The 20,907-nt window shown below is 41.0% G+C and carries 22 protein-coding genes and 1 other RNA gene; 18 read left to right on the top strand and 5 right to left on the bottom strand.

The annotated features are described in order from the left end of the window. Positions 1–64: 64 nt before the first annotated feature. The 4 genes from asnS (at position 65) to ACRRMM_RS01255 (ending at position 3,345) form a co-directional block, all read left to right on the top strand. A complete protein-coding gene (gene asnS, locus ACRRMM_RS01270) occupies positions 65–1,357 on the top strand; it encodes an asparagine--tRNA ligase (RefSeq protein WP_024718525.1) in 1,293 nt (430 codons plus the stop codon). A 97-nt stretch (positions 1,358–1,454) separates the two neighbouring features. Further along, on the top strand, positions 1,455–2,159 hold the full coding sequence (locus tag ACRRMM_RS01265; RefSeq protein WP_008344601.1) for a DnaD domain-containing protein: 705 nt from the start codon (positions 1,455–1,457) through the stop codon (positions 2,157–2,159). Between the two features lie 17 nt (positions 2,160–2,176). Further along, on the top strand, positions 2,177–2,839 hold the full coding sequence (nth, locus tag ACRRMM_RS01260; RefSeq protein ID WP_008344602.1) for an endonuclease III: 663 nt from the start codon (positions 2,177–2,179) through the stop codon (positions 2,837–2,839). Next, positions 2,836–3,345, top strand: a complete 510-nt coding sequence (locus ACRRMM_RS01255) for a YpoC family protein (protein WP_212338099.1) — start codon at positions 2,836–2,838, stop codon at positions 3,343–3,345. Before nth ends, ACRRMM_RS01255 begins: the two co-directional genes overlap by 4 nt. Positions 3,346–3,380: 35 nt before the next feature. Here the strand turns inward: ACRRMM_RS01255 and ACRRMM_RS01250 are convergent, their stop codons facing one another. Together ACRRMM_RS01250 and recU are read right to left on the bottom strand one after the other, a co-directional pair. Beyond that, entirely contained in the window at positions 3,381–6,071 is a 2,691-nt protein-coding gene (locus ACRRMM_RS01250; protein WP_432450768.1) for a PBP1A family penicillin-binding protein, read from the bottom strand. Between the two features lie 19 nt (positions 6,072–6,090). After that, positions 6,091–6,726, bottom strand: a complete 636-nt coding sequence (recU, locus tag ACRRMM_RS01245) for a Holliday junction resolvase RecU (protein ID WP_017359733.1) — start codon at positions 6,724–6,726, stop codon at positions 6,091–6,093. Between the two features lie 46 nt (positions 6,727–6,772). Here recU and ACRRMM_RS01240 point away from each other — a divergent pair, with 46 nt between their 5' ends. Beyond that, positions 6,773–7,729, top strand: coding sequence for a DUF2515 domain-containing protein (locus ACRRMM_RS01240; protein ID WP_047945924.1), 957 nt, complete (start codon positions 6,773–6,775; stop codon positions 7,727–7,729). A gap of 23 nt (positions 7,730–7,752) precedes the next feature. On the opposite strand, the gene sspM is transcribed toward ACRRMM_RS01240, so the two are convergent. Further along, entirely contained in the window at positions 7,753–7,857 is a 105-nt protein-coding gene (gene sspM / locus ACRRMM_RS01235) for an acid-soluble spore protein SspM (RefSeq protein WP_017359731.1), read from the bottom strand. Between the two features lie 196 nt (positions 7,858–8,053). Between sspM and ACRRMM_RS01230 the strand changes: the two genes are divergently transcribed. From ACRRMM_RS01230 to ACRRMM_RS01220, 3 genes are all read left to right on the top strand, one after another. After that, the gene (locus tag ACRRMM_RS01230; protein WP_224563687.1) at positions 8,054–8,287 is read left to right on the top strand and encodes a DUF5446 family protein; all 234 of its coding nucleotides are present in this window, start codon (positions 8,054–8,056) and stop codon (positions 8,285–8,287) included. A gap of 49 nt (positions 8,288–8,336) precedes the next feature. Further along, positions 8,337–8,717: a YppE family protein gene (locus ACRRMM_RS01225; protein WP_414834338.1), complete on the top strand. Its 381-nt coding sequence runs from the start codon at positions 8,337–8,339 to the stop codon at positions 8,715–8,717. A gap of 108 nt (positions 8,718–8,825) precedes the next feature. Continuing rightward, entirely contained in the window at positions 8,826–9,278 is a 453-nt protein-coding gene (locus tag ACRRMM_RS01220; protein WP_017359729.1) for a YppG family protein, read from the top strand. Positions 9,279–9,299: 21 nt separating this feature from the next. On the opposite strand, the gene ACRRMM_RS01215 is transcribed toward ACRRMM_RS01220, so the two are convergent. Next, on the bottom strand, positions 9,300–9,719 hold the full coding sequence (locus ACRRMM_RS01215) for an Hsp20/alpha crystallin family protein (protein WP_007500867.1): 420 nt from the start codon (positions 9,717–9,719) through the stop codon (positions 9,300–9,302). 168 nt (positions 9,720–9,887) lie between these two features. Here ACRRMM_RS01215 and ACRRMM_RS01210 point away from each other — a divergent pair, with 168 nt between their 5' ends. Further along, the gene (locus ACRRMM_RS01210) at positions 9,888–10,394 is read left to right on the top strand and encodes a PTS sugar transporter subunit IIA (RefSeq protein ID WP_008344623.1); all 507 of its coding nucleotides are present in this window, start codon (positions 9,888–9,890) and stop codon (positions 10,392–10,394) included. 50 nt (positions 10,395–10,444) lie between these two features. Here the strand turns inward: ACRRMM_RS01210 and ACRRMM_RS01205 are convergent, their stop codons facing one another. Then, the gene (locus tag ACRRMM_RS01205) at positions 10,445–11,563 is read right to left on the bottom strand and encodes an NADH-dependent flavin oxidoreductase (protein WP_024718533.1); all 1,119 of its coding nucleotides are present in this window, start codon (positions 11,561–11,563) and stop codon (positions 10,445–10,447) included. Positions 11,564–11,723: 160 nt separating this feature from the next. Between ACRRMM_RS01205 and ACRRMM_RS01200 the strand changes: the two genes are divergently transcribed. From ACRRMM_RS01200 to ACRRMM_RS01160, 9 genes are all read left to right on the top strand, one after another. Further along, entirely contained in the window at positions 11,724–13,970 is a 2,247-nt protein-coding gene (locus tag ACRRMM_RS01200; RefSeq protein WP_428828415.1) for a DEAD/DEAH box helicase, read from the top strand. Positions 13,971–13,993: 23 nt separating this feature from the next. After that, a complete protein-coding gene (locus ACRRMM_RS01195; RefSeq protein WP_216894602.1) occupies positions 13,994–15,241 on the top strand; it encodes a ribonuclease H-like domain-containing protein in 1,248 nt (415 codons plus the stop codon). Positions 15,242–15,555: 314 nt separating this feature from the next. Then, complete coding sequence (cotD, locus tag ACRRMM_RS01190) at positions 15,556–15,792, top strand: spore coat protein CotD (RefSeq protein ID WP_072368252.1); 237 nt, start codon at positions 15,556–15,558, stop codon at positions 15,790–15,792. 49 nt (positions 15,793–15,841) lie between these two features. Continuing rightward, a complete protein-coding gene (locus ACRRMM_RS01185; RefSeq protein WP_206761464.1) occupies positions 15,842–16,384 on the top strand; it encodes a DUF1273 domain-containing protein in 543 nt (180 codons plus the stop codon). Positions 16,385–16,459: 75 nt separating this feature from the next. Further along, the gene (gene gpsB / locus ACRRMM_RS01180; protein WP_008344631.1) at positions 16,460–16,765 is read left to right on the top strand and encodes a cell division regulator GpsB; all 306 of its coding nucleotides are present in this window, start codon (positions 16,460–16,462) and stop codon (positions 16,763–16,765) included. Positions 16,766–16,825: 60 nt separating this feature from the next. Continuing rightward, positions 16,826–17,207: RNase P RNA component class B (gene rnpB / locus ACRRMM_RS01175), an RNA gene on the top strand. A 108-nt stretch (positions 17,208–17,315) separates the two neighbouring features. Then, entirely contained in the window at positions 17,316–18,470 is a 1,155-nt protein-coding gene (locus ACRRMM_RS01170; RefSeq protein WP_217815882.1) for a THUMP domain-containing class I SAM-dependent RNA methyltransferase, read from the top strand. Between the two features lie 105 nt (positions 18,471–18,575). Next, positions 18,576–18,773 (top strand): hypothetical protein, encoded by a 198-nt coding sequence (locus ACRRMM_RS01165; RefSeq protein ID WP_017359721.1) that lies wholly within the window; start codon positions 18,576–18,578, stop codon positions 18,771–18,773. Between the two features lie 75 nt (positions 18,774–18,848). Further along, positions 18,849–20,786 (top strand): ATP-dependent DNA helicase, encoded by a 1,938-nt coding sequence (locus tag ACRRMM_RS01160; protein ID WP_217815881.1) that lies wholly within the window; start codon positions 18,849–18,851, stop codon positions 20,784–20,786. Positions 20,787–20,907 lie beyond the last annotated feature (121 nt).

Below are 20,907 nucleotides of genomic sequence, written 5' to 3'. Positions count from 1 at the left end.
TATGAAAAAAGAATCACACCTATTTAACAAGGTGAGTTTCTTTCTGGCTTTGGAGGGAAATATGTTGAAAACAACTATTAATCAAGTGTTCAAACACGTCGATGAAGAAGTAACAATCGGCGCATGGATTGCCAATAAACGTTCAAGCGGGAAAATTGCATTCTTGCAGCTTCGCGACGGGACAGGCTTTATTCAAGGAGTCGTTGTAAAAGCAGAGGTGGAAGAGGAAGTCTTTAAGCTTGCGAAATCAGTGACACAAGAGACATCGGTCTATGTCACAGGACAAGTAACAAAAGATGAGCGTTCACCACTTGGTTTTGAATTACAAGTGAAATCCATTGAAGTGATTCACGAAGCAACAGATTACCCAATTACACCAAAAGAACATGGAACAGAATTCTTAATGGATCACCGTCATTTATGGCTGCGTTCTAAAAAACAGCATGCCATTATGAAAATCCGTAATGAAATTATTCGTGCTACATATGAGTTTTTCCATCAAGAAGGTTTCGTGAAAGTGGATCCGCCAATCTTAACAGGAAGTGCTCCAGAAGGAACAACAGAGCTGTTTGCTACTAAATATTTTGATGAAGATGCATACCTTTCTCAAAGTGGACAGCTTTACATGGAAGCTGCTGCAATGGCACTCGGAAAAGTATTCTCATTTGGTCCAACATTTAGAGCAGAAAAATCGAAAACAAAACGTCATTTAATCGAGTTCTGGATGATCGAGCCTGAGATGGCATTTGTTGAATTTAATGAGAACCTTGAGTACCAAGAAAATTATGTGTCTCACGTTGTTCAAAGTGTACTTGAAAACTGTAAAGTAGAACTGCACACACTTGGCCGTGATACAGCAAAATTAGAAAACATCAAAGCACCATTCCCGCGCATCACATATGATGAAGCGATTAAATTCTTGCAGGATAAAGGATTTGATGACATCGAATGGGGAGATGACTTCGGTGCGCCGCATGAAACAGCGATCGCCGAAAGCTATGATAAACCAGTCTTTATCACTCATTACCCAACCTCATTAAAACCATTTTATATGCAGCCTGCACCAGACCGTGATGATGTCGTCCTTTGTGCAGATTTAATTGCGCCAGAAGGCTATGGCGAGATTATCGGCGGTTCTGAACGTGTTCATGATTTAGATCTGCTTGAAGCAAGACTAAAAGAACATGGGCTAGATCAAGAAACGTACAAATGGTACACAGAATTAAGACAGTATGGTTCTGTACCACATTCAGGTTTTGGTCTTGGACTTGAACGAACAGTTGCTTGGATTAGCGGAGCGCCGCATGTGCGTGAAACAATTCCATTCCCAAGATTATTAAACCGTTTATATCCTTAAGACGTGAAAGCCTCCAATATATGGAGGCTTTTTCAAACGTCTTAAGGACAGCACGTATGAGAAAACGTGATATACTGAAAGTGAAGAGGTGTATCCGATGAAAAGGCAGCAATTTATAGATATGCAGAAAATGGGTTCGACCAGTTTGCCTAATTTGCTAATTGCTCATTATGAGCAATTAGGACTGAATGAATCACAAATGATGGTCATGTTAAAGATTAAAATGAATGAAGAACAAGGCGTCTTTTTTCAGACATTTGAAGAGCTTTCACATGGTATGACCATTTCGGCCGAAGAATGTGCTTATATGGTGCAGTATTTGATTCAAAAAGGGTTTATTTCGATCCAGCCGTTTGAAGACAGGTCTGGTATTCAGCATGACCGGTACTCGGTAGAACCCTTATGGGGTGTGCTGTATGACTTTTTAGAAGCAAAACAGGCGAAAGACGTACAAAAGAATCATGTGCAGGCTGAAAAGTCTTTATATGCGCTATTTGAAGATGAGTTTGGTAGACCACTTTCTCCTCTTGAAGGGGAAACACTCTCGATCTGGATGGATCAAGACCATCATGATGCTGAGATGATTCGTCTTGCTCTAAGAGAAGCCGTTTTATCCGGAAAATTAAATTTTCGCTATATCGATCGAATTTTATTTGAGTGGAAAAAGAAAGGGCTGAAAACAGCGGAAGAAGCGAAAGAGCATAGCCAGCATTTCCGTTCGCAGCAAAAAGCCCCACCTTCAAAAGAAGAAACATCTTCATATAAACGACAAGTTCCTTTTTATAATTGGCTGGAACAATAACCAATAAAGGAGAAGGCATGTTATCAAAAAAACAAATCAATGAATGTTTAGATATTATAGGGGATATGTTTCCAGAGGCTGAGTGTGAGCTTGTTCATTCCAATCCATTTGAACTAGTGATTGCTGTCGCACTTTCAGCGCAATGTACAGATGTTCTAGTGAACAAAGTGACCAAACATCTATTTCAAAAATATAAAACACCAGAAGACTATTTAAGTGTGCCGCTTGAAGAGTTGCAGCAGGATATTCGTTCGATCGGTCTTTATCGTAATAAGGCAAAAAACATTCAAAAATTAAGCCAAATGCTGATTGAAGATTATGGCGGTGAAGTGCCAAGAGATCGAGATGAGCTAATCAAGCTCCCAGGAGTTGGGCGGAAAACAGCAAATGTCGTTGTGTCTGTCGCTTTTGGAATTCCCGCCATTGCAGTAGATACACATGTCGAGCGCGTAAGCAAACGACTTGGGATTTGCCGCTGGAAGGATTCTGTTCTTGAGGTAGAGCAAACCTTAATGAAGAAGGTGCCAAAAGAGGATTGGTCCGTAACCCATCATCGTCTCATCTTTTTCGGTAGATATCACTGTAAGGCGCAGCGGCCACAGTGTGAATCTTGTCCACTTCTTGATATGTGTAGAGAAGGGCAGAAGAGGCTGAAAAAAGGGCTGGTGAAGCTGGCATGAGCGGGGCAGCTGTTTTCACCTCATATGTCGAAAAGCTAAAAGAGAAAAAGGTAGAGGTAAGCGGCGAAAAGAAGGATATATTAAGAAACAATCCACTCGCATTTGATCTATCTTCAGAACCTTTACTAGATGAGCAACCGTGGCAGAAAACGGAAGAATTTGTTCCTTTGATGTTTGATCTGTGGAATGAATTAAAAGACAACATGCTTCCTCGCTTTCAAACGAGAAAATCTCGGTGTGAAGAGGATGATATGCTGCAAGGCATTGTCAGTATGATTGCAATGTTTTACTGGATCAAAGGAGAGAAGCTTCAAACCATTGATTGGGAGGAAATCAAACATCAGACGTTTCCAGTAGCCCCCATTAACTGGACAGAACGATTAGAGTTTATTTTGCTTAAACCTACCCAATATCATTGCTTTATTCAATTGGACGAGTTATACACAGAGCTCAAAAAGCAGTATGGAAAATACGAAGCACTCAGAAAGCTTAAACAAAATCGTTAAAAAAGCACTTGCCACATAGGGCAAGTGCTTTTTTGTTATTCGTCTTCTTTGCGAGAAGTAGAATTTGACTGAGTATTTGAGCTTTGAGAATTGGCTTTCTCGTCGTCTTTCTTTTTATCTTTATTGGTATCGCTCTGTGAGTTGCTGTTCCCATTAGTACTGTCTGAGCCATCACTTGAACCGCCATTGCCGTTTTCGGTATTTCCGCCTTGATCTTGATCTTTTTTATCATCAGGCTTCTGCTCATCAGTGCCTTGGTTTTGATTATCATCTGTTTGATCTGTCTGTTCATCATCAGGTTGCTGTGGCTCTTCTTCTTCTTTGTTCTCATCATCTGCTTTTTCTTCCTCTTCTTCGTCATCTTTAATGGTGAGGAAGGTAGAAGCAGCTTTACTTGTGACATCGTCTACAGTCGCTGTCACTTGGAATTTATAGGTGGATCCTGGCTTTACATCAGAGATGACGGCTTCTTTAGAAGAGCTGTTTTGAATGTCTTTATAGCCGCCATCATCGATCGCTTGCTTCACATTAAATGTTGCATCTGCATCGTCATCATAACCCCAAGTGAGTGTAATCGATTTTTTCTCTTCATCATACACCGCTTTTAAGTCAGATGGTTTGTCAGCTTCTTTCTTTTCATATGTGTCAGAAACTTTTGTTGGGACAGTTCCTTTGACGAAGTATTCCGTTGTCTTCTTATCACTTGGTGTGTTTGGTCCAGCTAACTTCGCTGGATCTGATCCTTTTTCAACCGTTGCTTCAACGACACTGTCTGGCTTTTCAAATGAGCCGCTTCCATCATCAATTTGAGAAATTAATTTCTGGAAGACCACTTTGGCAACACGCTGCTCATAATCCGTGAGCCACATTTTGCCGTCTGCATCTTTTGAGTTGCCGATTCCGGTCCACACAGCTGCTGTGTATTGCGGTGTGTAACCGACAAACCATGAATCTTTCGCACCGCCAGAAGGGATGTTGTATTTATTAATATCATCTTGTGTAAAGTTGGTTGTACCTGTTTTACCAGCTACTTGAACATTCGGTACTTGTGCGAGTGTACCTGTTCCAGATTGTACAGCAGTTTTCAGCATATCTGTGATCATAAATGCAGTGTAATCACTCATGGCTGCTTTAGAGTCTGGCGTTAAGTCAAGCTTCGTTCCGTCATTAAATTCAACAGACGTTACGGCATGCGGTTCATTATAGTATCCGTTGTTACCGAATGCACTAAATGCACCAGCCATTTTAAGTGAAGAGACACCTTCGTCAAATCCGCCGATTGAGTAAGACTCAGGAATGTCAGAAGGTAAGTCCAGACCTAAGTTATTGGCGAATTGAACAGCATTATCTGTACCAGCTTCTTGGAAAGCTTTTAAAGCAGGGATGTTTCGTGATTGTGCCAAAGCACTTCTCATCGACATTTTCCCTAAGTGTCTTCTGTCAAAGTTGTTAATTGGTGTACCGTTAGAGTACGTATAAGGCGCATCATCAATTTGCTGATATGTTGACCATTTTTTGTTTTCAATTACAGGGCCGTAATCTAAAATTGGTTTGATTGTAGATCCCGGCTGGCGTTTTGCATCAGTGGCATAGTTAAAGCCGCCGGCTGGTACATCACGTCCACCGCCAATGGCACGAATTTCACCATTTTTTGTATCTAGCAGGGTGACTCCAGCTTGCATACCTTTCGTAAATCCGGCTGAATCCCCATTGATGATGTCATCCAGATGATCCTGTGCTTTTCGATCAAGAGAAGTATAGATTTTTAATCCATCTGTTGATACATCTACTTTGGCTTTTTTCTGTACTTCTTCCATGACTTCTTCAATATAAGCAGAGTACTTACTTGAGTTTTGACTCTTATATTTATCAGCTGAAACAACGGTTTTGCTGACAGGTGTTGCTTTTGCTTCCTCATACTCTTTTTCTGAAATATAGCCTTGTTTTTTCATTAGGCCTAAAACGATATTACGGCGTTTTTCCGCTGCCTCTGGATGTTTCACAGGGTTATAGGCAGAAGGACTTTGCGGCATACCCGCAAGTGTAGCAGCCTGTGCTACAGTTAGTTTATTTAAATCTGTCACTCCGAAAAATTGTTCAGCCGCTTTCCCAACACCATAAGCATAAGGAGAGAAGAAAATACGGTTTAAATACATTTCTAAAATTTCATCTTTAGAGTATTTTTGCTCAAGCTGAATCGAGAGCCACACTTCCTGAACTTTACGTTTTAACGTCTTTTGATTGTTAAGCAGGGAGTTCTTCACAACCTGCTGTGTAATCGTACTTCCACCTTCTGCTCCAAAACCGTCCTCGACGTTTGCGACAAGAGCACCGCCAATACGGATAGGATCAATCCCGTGGTGTTTATAAAAACGTGCATCCTCAGTGGCAATAAACGCATCTTTTACCACGTCGGGTATATCTTTAATTGAGACATACGTTCTTTTTTCCGCCCCGACTTCTGCAAAGACTTTTTTGTCTTTATCGTAAAGTTTTGAAGAATACGGCGTTTTTAGCTTGCTATCATCAATAGAAGGAGCGCTTGATGCAAAAACGGCAAAAGTTGTGATTCCGGCTACTAAACAAAGAAGACCGATCACGAGTAAAGATAAAAATATTTTTTTAAATAGACCTGCTTTCTTTTTGCCTTTTTTGTTCTTTTGCTTCTTATTGTTTTCTTGACTTGCTTTACGTCGCTGTTCACGACTTGTAAATTGATCAGACATCACATCTCAACCTTTCGTGTTAAACCTTTTTCGAACGTAAATGTTGCTTGCTGTCATCCGAAAAATGAAGTGTCTCCACTACTTTAATATAATCAATTCTTGGCGAATATCCAAGTGTCATGAGGTGACCTGCTTCCATTAATTCATCTTTGCTAATGGATTTTCGGCCGTTTTGCTGCTGCCGCTCCCAAAAGAAGAAGAGGTCAGTAGCGGACAAATAATAAACGGAACCAAATGCGGATATAATAACAAAACAAATACCGCCTTGCTTTTCAACCTGTTTCATATGCTCAATTTGATGGTCGTGGAAATTTTTGAGTGGAAACGAGGTGGTGCTTTTGGTTTCCTTTGCTTCAAAATCGATATAACGCCCTTTGTATACCCCGTTGTAGTCTGTTGTGGAGGATTGTTTAAAATAGGCTTCTTTAATGACAGCAGCGCTTCTTTTTGGATAATCCACATTGACAATTTGAACAGGGGTAGGCTTTTTATGAATGACTGCGATCCCGTTGACCAAATAGTACTGGTTCGTTTCATTTAAGTCAGCTTCAAGCGTCATCCCGCGGTTACTATAAGATGATTCGCCGCTGATTCTTTTTTTTGTCCCAATTTGTTGAATGGGCTGATACGATTTTCCGTTAGGATACCGAATCATCAAGTTTCAGCCTCCTTTTAATGCATTTTGTATTGGAGAGATCACCATGTTGTCACAACAAGAGCACATGATTACCCAGCATATTTTACATGAAACGAAAGCGAAAAATAAGGACAACCTGACAAGGACAAATGCGTACAAGCGCTTTTATGACCGTCATCCAGAGATGAAATGGTCTCTGCTTGCTTCTTTTGTCTCCAGAAATGCTGGATGGTCGATGACAGATTTAAAAGGCGAGCTCTTCCATCCGGGTTTAACGGATCAGCAAGGGCATCTGTTCTTTACAGCATATGAAAGAGCGAATTGGCTGATCTTTTCAGATGCTTACCCGCAGCTTCTCTTGTATGAATGGTCAAAAAGGTGCCGTAAACCTTTATTTCATCTGCTGCCCCATTTCGGTGTGTCTCGTTTTATGAGCGCTGAGTGGGAACGATTTTGGCAAACGCGTGACACAGAGCGACTGCTGCATGCACTCATCATAAATGAACAATATACTATACAATCTCCTATTATACAAAATCCTCTCCTGAAAAAGAATGTTTTTCACTCGATTCAATATCTTTTCAGCGAGTGGGCACATTTTCAAACCGTCGTTTTTCCGACAGTAGACGGGCATTTGTATGGGTTAACCATACGAAAGTTTTCCCAAGTAAAAGAGCGCATTACGTTAGGGAAAAAACTAGCAAAACTATTGTTTCGAGCCGATTTGTTTTCGGATTTTTATCATTTTTTGCATACCGTGCCGCATACGGGATCTCGATTTGATTTTGAACCGTTTTTAGGGATTGCGCGAAGGTCAAGCCCTTTCCTCAGAACGGTGTATCCAGTCATGACACATTCATTAGACGATCAAAGGGAAGATTGGTTTCAAAAGAAATTGAGTCCATCCTTGTTTGAAGCAGAGCGTTTACCAAAACAAATTGAGCTGACCGACTGGTATTTTCATAAAAAAAGGCAGCTTCGTTTTCTTTTCTCATTAGAACACTATTTTTTGCATAAATAAAAAGCAGGGGGTACCTGCTTTTTTTACGTGGATGGACGGTTAGGGCCGCCGAGCTTTTTATCAAGCTGATCTGTACTGTTTTCTTTCCCTTTTGTTTTTTGCTCTTTTGGTGCTTGCTGCTTTTTCATGACATCTACCTCCTTTGTCCTTAGAATTTACACAATCGGACGCGATCATACAAAGAAGGACAAGCACGTGTCGAAATGGAAGAAATTGCGCTTATCTTCACTTAGATTGGCGATTTAGTTCTAGTTTTGTCATGTATGAAGGAGGGAGTAAAAGAAAAGAGAATGTAACGAGAGATGATAAAGGAGGAATCTGATGATGAGCGAATTTGTATCAAAAGAATCCATTATGCAATTGTTAGAGGAAATTGAGCGAAAGATTGATGAGGTGGAAGAAGAACTGTCTTTAGCTGTCAAAAAAACAAAAAACGCTGCCGTAGAGGAGCAAGAACAAATCATTGACCGTCTTGAATCTGAAGTGAAGGAATGTGAATTGAAAATTCATGCAGCAGAGTATAAGCTGCAGGCAAGACCCGCATATCACGCCGGATAGCTTTTCTATTTGAGCAATAAGTAAACGTTTGATAGGATGGTTCATAGAGGTGAACACTTTGGATAATCAAACATTACTTAAACATACACAAGACTTGATCACGTGGATCGAAGAAGCATACGAGCAGTACCTAAAGGGAAAGGCAGAAGAGGAATACCCAGATTATGATTTTTACAACGATATTCAGCCGGCCGTTGTCAAATTTGATCAGCAAATGGAAGAGTGGCTTACTGCTGCTACCTCATTTATTCATCAGGCCAAACCTAGATACTTACATCAAGAACAGCTTGAAGCCGTCCAAGAAAATGGAAAAGAGGTTGTGCTGCAATCTTATTTTGGCAAACAGCATGCACCTCGTGTGAAAAATTTAGTTGAGTCAGTGATTTATACACTGAACCTTTTAATAGAAGAAATCAACAAACGCAGCTGATGAAACAGCCTGCGTTTTTCTTATGGCTGCTGTAGGCACATCTTCTGCTTCCTGAACATAATATATCATTGACTTCAATATGTTTTCAGAGCGAGAGGAGCGAGATACGTGTTCCCTTATTCAAACCAGCCATCTTATGAAATGAATCAATTTCAGCAACGGCCTTTTCCGTATCCAGATATGCAGCAGCCTCCGCAGCCTCCAGAATATTTCATGCCCCCATATCAAGGTGAAATGAACCAGCCGCCGTCTGCAGGCTATCAGCCGCCTTTTGGATATCAGGAAAACTTCCAGCCTTATCAGCCGCAGCCTGAAGCAATGAATCAGCCGCAAATGCAGCCGCCGGGCATGATGCCTATGCAGCAGCCTATGAATCCTTATCCTTTGCCAAGGCCGCAAAAACAGCAATCATCTCAATTTAAAAGTGTGCTGTCACAATTTAAAAAAACGAATGGGCAATACGATTTTAATAAAATGTTTGATACTGCTGGACAAATGATGAGTACAATGAATCAAGTGGGCTCATTGGCGAAAGGATTTACTAGTATTTTTAAAGCATAGCAAAACCCAATAGATATACATCTATTGGGTTGTTTGTTTTGGCGCAGTCACACGAAGTGATTGATCTTTCCAAACGCTCTTCATATTGGTTTCATCTATTTTTGCAGGCATTAAAATGGTTTTGGTAAAGCTCGAATAGGAGGAAGTCGTGTCTGTTTTGATTTTTTCCTGTACCGATAAGTGTAAATATTGCGCTTTCACTTCTAGTGCGATATCACCTTCGACAAAATGGTCTGGAAATCGAATCTCAATGTATACATATTGATCATCTTCTGTCACATCGGTTGTAATGGATGCAAGTGAATGGCTCGTGGTCATCAGCGCCTCTGCACTATTTAAAATGTCGTGAAACGGCGATGATGCAAAAAATTGTTCAATCGCTTCATATAAAATGTCTTCATTTGCTAACAACTCGTGTTTCTTTTCACTTTCATGTTTCATTTGAATCACCTCTCATCTACAGCCTATGCAAAAGGGGCTCAGGCGGTTATCAATTGATGAGAGGAAAAAATTATGATTAAATAGTGTTGAATGAAGCAAGGTGTATGGGCGTGAAGGTTTATACGCTGAATAGATCTAGAAGCAAAGCTTGAAGGGAGCAAATGAACATTGCTGAAAAAATTATTCGGTTTCGGAAAAAACCAAGATGATGTAAAGGAAGAAGTCATTTATTCTCCAGTTGATGGAGAGTTAATGGATATGACCGATGTACCAGATCCCGTTTTTTCTCAAAAGATGATGGGAGACGGCGTAGCTGTAAAACCAAAAAACGGCACCATTGTGTCACCAGTAGATGGTGAAATTATTCAACTCTTCCATACAAAACATGCAATTGGGATTCGAACACTCTCGGGGCTTGAGCTTCTGATTCATATCGGACTTGAAACGGTTGGATTAAATGGTGAAGGCTTTGAAGCACACATAAAAGAAGGGGATAAAGTGAAAGCAGGTGATCCTCTCATTACGTGTGATTTAGCGCTGATTGAAGAAAAAGCGGCAAGCACAGTGACACCAATTGTCATCATGAATGGTGATTTAGTAGAACATCTTGACAAAGAACCTAAGGGCTCTGTAGAAAAGCAGACGTCCAAGCTTTTTACAGTGAAAATGAAATAATCCAAAAAAAACTACCCTGAGTTGATAGGGTAGTTTTTTGATTGAGGACATTAATCCTCCATTGGAACCCAGCCTTTACTTGCTTCCATGACAGTCCATAAACCCTCTGGAATCATGTACTTGTCTTTTTGACTGCGTTTAATGACGGTTTCAATCTCGTTTTCTCTGCCTTCTTTAATCTTTACTGCCCAATCGGGATCAACAATGACTTCTCTTGCAACAGCGATGAGTGGAATCCCTTGATTGTATGCATTCAGTGCATCCTCAGCTGTAATGACGCTGCCGACGCCGATGAGTGGAAGCGTGTCACCACAGCGCTCTTTTAATAACTCCATCCGCGTCTTACTTGTATCAGCACCACGTCTTGCTTTAGCGTCAATCTCCATTAAAGAAATATGCAAGTAATCAAGGTTTTTTGTCTTAAGTACGTCCACTAAAGTAAATGTTTCTGTCATGGTTAAACCAGGTGTTTCTGGTTCTTCAGGTGATAATCGATACCCAAAGATAAATGGTTTTGTTACATGCTCTTTGATTGCTTCTTTCACTGCATCTACTACTGCAATTGGAAATGCGAGACGCTTTTCTTCGCTTCCGCCCCATTGATCTGTACGCTGATTACTATGCGGGGAGTAGAATTGCTGTAATAAATATCCGTTCGCTCCATGGATTTCGATCCCATCAAATCCCGCTTGGATTGCGCGCCTTGCTGCTTCTTTAAATGAGTCGATGATGTGAGGAATTTCTTCTTCTGTCAAAGCTCTCGCAATTTGTTTTCCATCTTTAAATACATCACTTGGCGCAACGACATCACCGTTTGGGACTAAATGAGGGAGAGCCTGAGAGCCGCCATGATGAATTTGCATAATGGCTTTTGTTCCTTTCGCTTGAATCGCAGAAGCAAGTTTTTGAAGGCCAGGTATATCTTCATCTCTTGCAATAGAAGGCTGTCCTTCAAACGCCTTACCATCTGGCGTCACGTTTGCACATGCGGTGATGACCATGCCCATTTCGCTTGATCTAGCGGTGATAAAATCAATTTCTTCCTTTGAGATCGTGCCATCCTCATGAGAACCGAAGTGTGTCATTGGTGCAACGACTAAACGGCCATCAATAGAGGCACCCCCTGGAAATGTAAAAGGTTCAAATAAAGGCTTAAATTCGTTTTTCAATCTCATCATCTTCTTCCTTAATAAAATCATTTCACTATAGAAGTGTAATAGATATTGTTACAACACATCAAAATATTTGCTCACAAGCGGTGCATCAAAAAATTGCCGCCTAGTCATGCAAACAAATATTCGGTACACTAGAATGAGAGGTGGATACCAGATGAAGAAGAAAACAATGAACGAACTCATAGAAGATTTAAAAAAAGAAGAACAGGTCGAGCATTGGCATGAAATTGAAGCGAAGCCTGCACTGACTTCTCCAATTCCTGAAAGAATAAATGACAGGCTCAAAGTGGCGCTTGAAAAAAGAGGTGTGAGCGAACTATACATTCATCAAAAGGAAGCCTTTGAACGTGTGATGGATGGTGAGAATGTGGTGACTGTGACACCTACAGCTTCAGGTAAAACGCTTTGCTACAATCTGCCAGTTCTTCAGTCGATCGCAGAAGATCAGACAAGCCGCTCCCTCTATTTATTTCCAACAAAAGCACTCGCGCAAGATCAAAAAAGTGAATTAAACGAAATCATTCATGAGATGGATGTTCCAATTCACAGTGAAACCTATGACGGGGACACCTCCCCAGCGATTCGCCAGCGCGTCAGACAGGCAGGACATATTGTCATTACAAATCCAGATATGCTGCACTCAGCGATTTTGCCTCACCATACGAAATGGGTCAGTTTATTTGAGAACTTAAAGTATATTGTCATTGATGAGCTTCATACATATCGAGGCGTGTTTGGCAGTCATGTTGCCAATGTCATTCGCAGACTAAAGCGAATTTGTGCATTTTATGGAAGTGACCCGACCTTTATTTGTACTTCAGCGACCATTGCGAATCCAAAAGAGCTTGCAGAGCAGCTGACCGGAAGCAAGGTGCATCTCATTGAACGAAACGGAGCACCTAGCGGTAAAAAGAATTTTGTCTTTTACAACCCGCCAGTCGTCAATAAGCCATTAAATATTAGACAAAGTGCGGCCACTGTTGTGAATCAGCTCGCTAAAACATTTTTAAAAGAAAAAATTCAAACGATTGTTTTTGCTAGAAGTAGGGTAAGAGTTGAAGTCATCCTAAGTCATATTCAAGAACTAGTGAAAAAAGAAATTGGTCCTAAATCGATCCGTGGTTACCGCGGGGGCTATTTGCCGAAAGAGCGGCGCATGATTGAAAAAGGCTTAAGGGAAGGAGACATTCTCGGTGTTGTCAGCACAAACGCACTAGAATTAGGAGTAGATATTGGACAGCTAAAAGTCTGTATCATGACCGGATATCCTGGCAGTGTAGCGAGTACGTGGCAGCAGGCTGGACGAGCTGGAAGGCGTCATGAGGAAGCACTCATTATCATGGTCGCAAGCTCATCGCCACTTGACCAATATATTGTCAGACACCCTGAATACTTCTTTAACAGACCACCTGAATCGGCAAGAATCAATCCTGAGAACCTTATCATCCTAGTCGATCATCTAAAATGTGCGTCCTACGAGCTACCGTTTCGAGAAGATGAACAGTTTGGCAGTATGGAAGTAGAAGAAATCTTGCAATACTTACATGAAGAAGGGGTTCTTCATTTCAGCGGGAACCGTTATTATTGGTCAGATCAATCGTTCCCGGCTCATGGCATCAGTCTGAGATCTGCAAGTCAGGAAAATGTCGTCATTGTCGATCAATCTGATGTAGCGAACGTTCGAATTATTGGGGAGATGGATCGATTCAGTGCGATGACCTTACTTCATGATGAAGCGATTTATTTACATGAAGGGGTTCAGTATCAAGTGGAAAAGCTAGATTATGAGCATCTTAAGGCTTATGTGAAACAAGTCGATGTAGAATACTATACAGATGCGAATTTAGCGGTTCAGCTCAAGGTGCTTGAAATTGATCAGACAACAGAGAAGGAAGCGGTATCTGTTCACTACGGTGATGTGACCGTCAATGCAATGCCGACCATTTTCAAAAAAATTCGATTATCAACTGGGGAAAATATCGGTTCCGGCCCGATTCACTTACCTGAAGAAGAGATTCATACGAGTGCTGCTTGGTTTGAATTACATGAAGCAGAGCGGACATTTGAAGAAAAAACACTTGAACAACTCTTGCTCGGTATTGCCAATGTTCTTCAGCATATTGTTCCGGCGTTTGTCATGTGTGACCGTTCAGACATTCATGTCATTTCTCAAATAAAGGCAGCCCATACCGGGAAACCGACCGTATTTTTATATGATCATTACCCAGGTGGAATCGGTTTAAGTAAAGAGGTGCAGGCTCGCTTTGATGAAATTGCCCGTGCAGCCACTCAGCTGATTGAGCGATGCAGCTGCGAGAACGGCTGTCCATCTTGTATTGGCATGGAAATGAAAGAGATCGATGGAAAAAGCAGGATCATTCAATTGATGGCAGGATTTTAAGGGAAGGGGGAATAGACGTACTCATGTCATTAAAAGGAAAATTAAACAGAATGAAAAAACACCTGTCGCACAATCAGTCAGATGAAAAGCGTGTGGCAGTAAAAGAGGGACAAACGCACACTGTGACGGCTGAAACCATTCCATTTCTAAAAGAGTGGGGGGAATTAAGTGCAGCTCCTTACTACTTTGAAGACTCTTTCTGCCTCATTCGGGAAGTGACCTATCCACTTGACCATCAGCATGGTCGATATTCATTTGCAGAACTGCCGGAGATGGTGAGTGCATGGAACAAAAGTGAGATTCAGCATTCTCTTTCTGCAAAAGGCTACAAGCCTCACGAGCTATTTTTCTTCGATACAGAAACAACAGGACTGTCTGGCGGAACGGGAAATATGATTTTTCTGCTTGGGCATGCGAGAGTTTATTCAGATAAAGTAGTGGTAAAACAACATCTGCTCACGAATCCAGGAAATGAAGCGGCACTTTACAATAGCTTTCTTAGTGAGGTGGATGTTGAATCACTTGTGACATATAATGGAAAATCATTTGACTGGCCTCAAGTCAAAACGAGGCATACATTATTACGCGATCAAATACCTGCTCTACCTGAATTTGGTCATTTTGACCTTCTGCATGGGTCAAGGAGATTGTGGAAACATAAATATGAGCGTATGGCTCTTTCGGTTGTAGAAAAAGAGGAACTGCACGTCAATCGGGAGGGAGATACACCGGGGTTCCTCGCACCAATGATCTATTTTCACTTTTTAAAGGAACAAAACCCGAAACTGATTGAAGGAATTTTGACTCACAATGAACTTGATGTCTTATCGTTAATCAGTCTCTACATTCATTTGTCTAAAAAAATCTTATCCAAAGATGCGGTGAAGGAAGACGATGAGAAATATGCATTAGCTAAGTGGCATCTTGCTCACCGTGATGTGCAGGAAGCAACAAAGCACCTGCAAGAATTAACGGGAGCAGCGTTTGAGCATGCGGATCAAGCAGCTTATGATCTATCATTACAGTACAAGCGATTAAAACAATGGGATGAAGCGGCATGCATATGGAGGCGTCTATTTGAATCAAGTGATGTTCATGTAAGATTAAAAGCGGGTGTAGAGCTAGCAAAGTATGAAGAACACCGTCAAAAGGATCCAAAAGCAGCCCTTTCCATTACCCAAACATTGTTATCACAATCGTCTTTAAGTGAACGAGACATTGTGGAACTTGACAAGCGAGAAAACCGGCTCTTAAGAAAAGCTGGGCGATGAAATTATTGCCTGGGAAAGCGCAAAAAATGACAACGTTCGGCTCTCGGCCGAAAATAAAAATTGTTTAGCACTTTTATTGTAGAAAAGTCACGAATCCTGTAAAATAACGTTAGATATTGAATGAGGAGCGTAGAACATGTATAAGGGTCTTTTCTACTTGTTTTTTCTTGTTGTCATATTGGTCGCTTTTGTTTTTTCAAATTATAAAGATGTTTTTCTTGCAAACTTTTAAAATAGGTTAATGCATTAGTACATGTACACCTCTTGATTCATACATTGTTAATGTAAGAATATCAAGGAGAGGGGAATGCTACATGTACCATCATCATCATTGCAATCCAAATGTTACACAGCCAATTGTACATCCAACGAATCACTGCTGTACGCATAGTGAGTCAACTACAATTGTGCCGCACATCCACCCGCAGCATGTAACAAATGTTCATCACCAAAATTTCCAACATGTTCACTACTTCCCGCATACGTTTTCTCAGGTGGACCCGGCAACACATCAACACTTTAACTGCGGTGGACCTTGCTGTAACAGATAAAGTGAAATGGGACTTTTATAAGTCCCTTTTTTTAAAAGCAGGTGAAAAAATGAAAATTATTGCTGTCACAGGGTACAAGCCATTTGAGCTTGGGATCTTCAAACAAGACGAGCCTGCACTTCAATACATAAAAGCGGAACTTCGGAAAAGGCTGACGGCACTCATTGAAGACGGGCTGGAATGGGTGCTCATTTCAGGTCAGTTAGGGGCAGAAATATGGACAGCTGAAGTGGTCTTTGAGCTTCAAGAGGAGTACCCAGATTTAAAACTTGCTGTCATTACACCATTTTATGAACAGGAAGAGCGCTGGAATGAACAAAATAAAGAGCTGTATGAAGGCGTTCTTGCACAAGCTGATTTTGTAGAAAGTGTCACGCATAGACCGTATGAAAGTCCGGCACAATTTAAACAAAAGAACCGCTTTTTTATTGAAAAAACGGACGGCCTTCTCGTCTTATATGATCCCGAGCACGAAGGCTCGCCAAAATATATGATCAAAGAAGCTGACACCTATACCGACTACCCAATTATGTATATCACAATGGATGATTTAAGAGCACAGGTTGAGGCGGAAGATCCGTTTTTTGACTAAAAGCAAGAGAAAATTTGACAACGTCACGTATTTCTGAAAAAATATACTATGAATTCACGATATGAGGTGAAAAAGATGCTTGCTGATAAAGTTAAGCTTTCTGCGAAAGAAATTTTAGAAAAAGAATTTAAAACAGGTGTCCGAGGGTATAAACAAGAAGAAGTCGATAAATTTCTAGATATGGTCATTAAAGACTATGAGACATTCCATCAAGAAATTGAAAAACTCCAACAAGAAAACCTTCACTTGTCAAAACAGCTTGAAGAAGCGGTTGAGCAAGGGAAAAGACAGCCTGCACAGTCCAATACAACAAACTTTGATATTTTAAAAAGACTATCTAATCTTGAGAAACACGTTTTCGGCAGCAAACTTTATGATTGAGTAATACCAAAAAAGCTTGTGTCAGATGACATTGTCGTTTATAATAACGCATGTTGATTAACGTTCGGGTAATCGCTGTAATGCTTTGACATTGCAGAGGAAAGTCCATGCTCGCACGGTGCTGAGATGCCCGTAGTGTTCGTGCCTGGCGAAAAAATAAGCCAGGGCAGCCTGGGAAAGGCTGACGGCAGGAAAAATGCCTACGTCCTTTTAGGATATGGCAAAGTATCCTTGAAAGTGCCACAGTGACGAAGTCTCACTAGAAATGGTGAGAGTGGAACGCGGTAAACCCCTCGAGCGAGAAACCCAAACTTGGTAGGGGAACTTTCTCAAAGGAACCAAACGGAGAGAAGGACAGAGAATTCTGTAGATAGATGATTACCACCTGAGTACGAGGCTTTTGCCGTTTGTAGTACGATGGAACAAAACATGGCTTACAGAACGTTATATCCGTTATCATAAACATGATGAAATCAAAGCTCTCCTATTTCTACATATGGAGAGCTTTTATCTTGATTAAGAAAAGAACGAGAAAACAGGTGATAAACAAATGAAAACCTATACACTCATCGCAACAGCGCCAATGGGAATTGAAGCGATTGTTGCAAAAGAAGTAAGAGACCTCGGGTATGAGTGCACCGTAGATAACGGAAAAGTTATTTTTCAAGGAGATGCGCTTGCCATCTGCCGTGCGAATCTATGGCTGCGTACAGCAGACCGAATCAAGGTCCAAGTTGCTGAATTTTCGGCTAGAACATTTGACGAGCTTTTTGAGCAGACAAAAGCCATTGACTGGGCTGCTTTTTTACCGAAAAATAGCGCATTCCCTGTCATTGGTAAATCTGTTAAATCTCAGCTTGCCAGTGTGCCGGATTGTCAGCGCATCGTCAAAAAGGCTATCGCACAAAAACTTAGATCGTCTTACAACATACAGTCTGAATGGCTAGAAGAGACAGGCCCTGAATACAAAATCGAGGTAGCACTTTTAAAAGATAAAGTATTGCTGACGCTCGATACGTCAGGTGTGGGTCTTCATAAACGTGGATACCGTGCAGATCAAGGGGGCGCTCCGATTAAAGAAACCCTTGCAGCGGCGCTTGTCTTATTAACGAACTGGACACCTGACCGTCCGTTTGTCGATCCTTTTTGCGGATCAGGCACAATTGCTATTGAAGCAGCGATGATTGGACAAAACATTGCCCCTGGATTTAACCGTGAGTTCGCATCTGAATCATGGGAATGGATTGGTGAGGACGTTTGGAACAAAGCACGCCTTGAAGTAGAAGAAAAGGCGAACTATGATCAGCCGCTTCACATTATCGCGAGCGATATCGATCATCGTATGGTAGAGATCGCGAAACTGAACGCAGAAGAAGCTGGACTTAGTGAACTGATTCAATTTAAGCAAATGCAAGTGAAGGACTTTCAAACAAAAGATGAGTATGGTGTGATTGTCGGAAATCCGCCTTACGGTGAACGTCTCAGCGATAAGCCAGCTGTGGAAAAAATGTATCAAGGCATGGGCGAAGCATTGAAAAACCTAGATACGTGGTCCATTTACATTTTAACGTCACATGAAAAATTCGAAGAATGTTTCGGAAGAAAAGCGACGAAAAAGAGAAAACTGTTTAATGGATTTATTAAAACAGACTATTATCAATACTGGGGAAAACGCCGACCTAGAAGAGAAACAACTGAATTGTAACAAATGTCCACACCACGAGAAGGTGTGGATTTTTTATGCTAAACAGGTATAAGTCTTGACGGGACGGAATAAACTGAACTTGATTTTAAAAAAAGAGGTGTCTTCATGATTCATTATGATCAATTTCAGTTAATTCAAAAAGCACTCGCTTCAACAGCCCGAGAAATAGAAGGGATTGAAACAGGACAATCTGCTAAACTTACGGCAGCCATCGAGAACTTAGCAATGGCTCAAAACTACATAGACCATTCAGAGCACGCATTTTTAATGAAGGAAAGCTACCAACATCGCCTGCGCTCTTAAAAAAAGATTGTCATACCCCAGCATAAATGGTACTATTGAATGTCTGAATGATTCAAAAGTTGGGGGTTGAAGCAGGTGACAGCGTCTCGTTTGCCTTTTTCATTAACAAAAGAACATAATTTTTACGAAGAACTGGGCAACTGGATTGGTGATGTGTTTTATGACATTTTGCCAGAAAAGGGCTTTGATCTTCGAGATGAACAAATATTCATGGCTTTTCAGTTAGAAAGAGCCTTTAAAGAAAAAAGTGTGATGTTTGCCGAAGCTGGGGTAGGCACAGGCAAAACAATCGTTTATCTTTTATTTGCGGTCACATATGCAAGGTATACAGGGAAACCTGCGATCATTGCATGTGCAGATGAAACGTTAATTGAACAGCTCGTCAAACAAGAAGGTGATATCTATAAAATTGCCAATCACCTTGATATTCAAATAGATGCGAGATTAAGTAAATCGCATGATCAATATTTATGCTTAAAGAAACTAGAGAAAACGATGCAACGTGAAGATGATGAGAAGTGGCTCGACATTTATGAATCGCTTCCTTCATTTGTTCATGAATCTCATGGGATGCAGACATTTTATCCGTATGGTGATCGAAAAGAGTATCCAGAATTAACAAATGATGAGTGGTCAAGAATTGGCTATGACTCTTTTCAGGACTGCTTAACGTGCGACATGCGGCACCGCTGTGGCTTGAATTTATCAAGAGACCATTACCGAAAAGCAACAGACCTCATCATTTGTTCTCATGACTTTTACATGGAGCATGTATGGACAAAGGAGTCACGTAAACGTGAAGGACAGCTGCCGCTCCTTCCTGAGCATAGCTCTGTTGTATTTGATGAAGGACATCTTCTTGAATTTGCAGCACAAAAAGCGCTAACATACCGAGTGAAACAATCAACACTTGAGACGTTTTTGGAGCGTCTTTTGCAAAATGATATTCGTGAAGAGTTTGCAGAGCTTGTTGAAGATGCACTTGCAACAAACGATCAATTCTTTTACCTCTTAAAAACGAATGCCAAAGAAATCAAAGGATCACACCGCCTTGAAATTGGTCGTGTAGATGAGGTGAAGCGTTCAGCAAGTGAATTATGTGATTTGCTTGAGAAGATTGGAGAAGCGCTCGTATTTGAATCAGAGATGTACACAATTGATCAATATGAATTGTCTGTTGTGGAAGAGTACATTGAACAGATGGCGTATTCTCTGTCGCTTTATCAGAAAAATGCCATTAGCTGGCTGGAGAAGCAGGAATTAGATACAACCTTTGTCGTCATGCCAAAAACGGTAGCAGAAGTGCTCGGTGAAAAGGTATTTTCGCAAAAAATCCCTTATATTTTCTCGTCTGCAACATTGTCTGAAAACCAATCATTTGATTATTTAGCTGAAAGCCTTGGGATCAAAGATTACTTATCTATGAGTGTGGCTTCGCCGTATGATTATGAGGAGCAAATGCAAATGTATTTCCACGGAATTCATCAGCCAATGACAGAGTCAGATGTAAAAGGTCAGCACGTGCTATCTCAGGTAAAAGAAAATGGCGGTCGATCTCTTATTTTATTCCCTTCATTTGATGAACTGCATGTATTTAGAAAGCAGCTCGATGCATCAAATGAACCACTGCCTTTCCATGTGTATTTTGAAGGAGACGAGGAGATCAGTACCATTGTTCAAAAGTTCCAAGCAGATGAAACATCTGTGTTATGTTCCGTTCACTTGTGGGAAGGGCTGGATATTCCAGGACATTCTTTAACAAATGTGGTCATTTGGGGACTTCCATATCCACCGCATGACCCAGTATTTGAAGCAAAACGGAATGAAGCGAAAGATGCATTTACTGAAGTGGACCTTCCGTACATGCTGCTTCGTCTAAGGCAGGGCATTGGGAGACTGATTCGGACAAGCCAAGATGCTGGCAGCATTCATATTTACTTTGGCAGTCAGAAAGATATTGAGCTACAAAGTAAAATTGAATCCGTTCTTCCAGTAAAGCCAGTGATCTCTTAATGATAGAAAACCATTCAATAAAAGGAGGATACGATCAGCGTATCCTCCTTTTTCATTGACAAAAGAACATTTATTGAAGTAGCCTTGAAACGTACATACATATTTTATTGATTGGGGGAAC

Origin of the sequence: Bacillus sp. XT-4 (genome assembly GCF_050864245.1) — a bacterium.
GTDB classification, from domain to species: Bacteria; Bacillota; Bacilli; order Bacillales; family Bacillaceae; genus Bacillus; species Bacillus altitudinis.
Note: the sequence above shows the minus strand (reverse complement) of the source record. Positions and strands in the feature narration are given on the sequence as shown.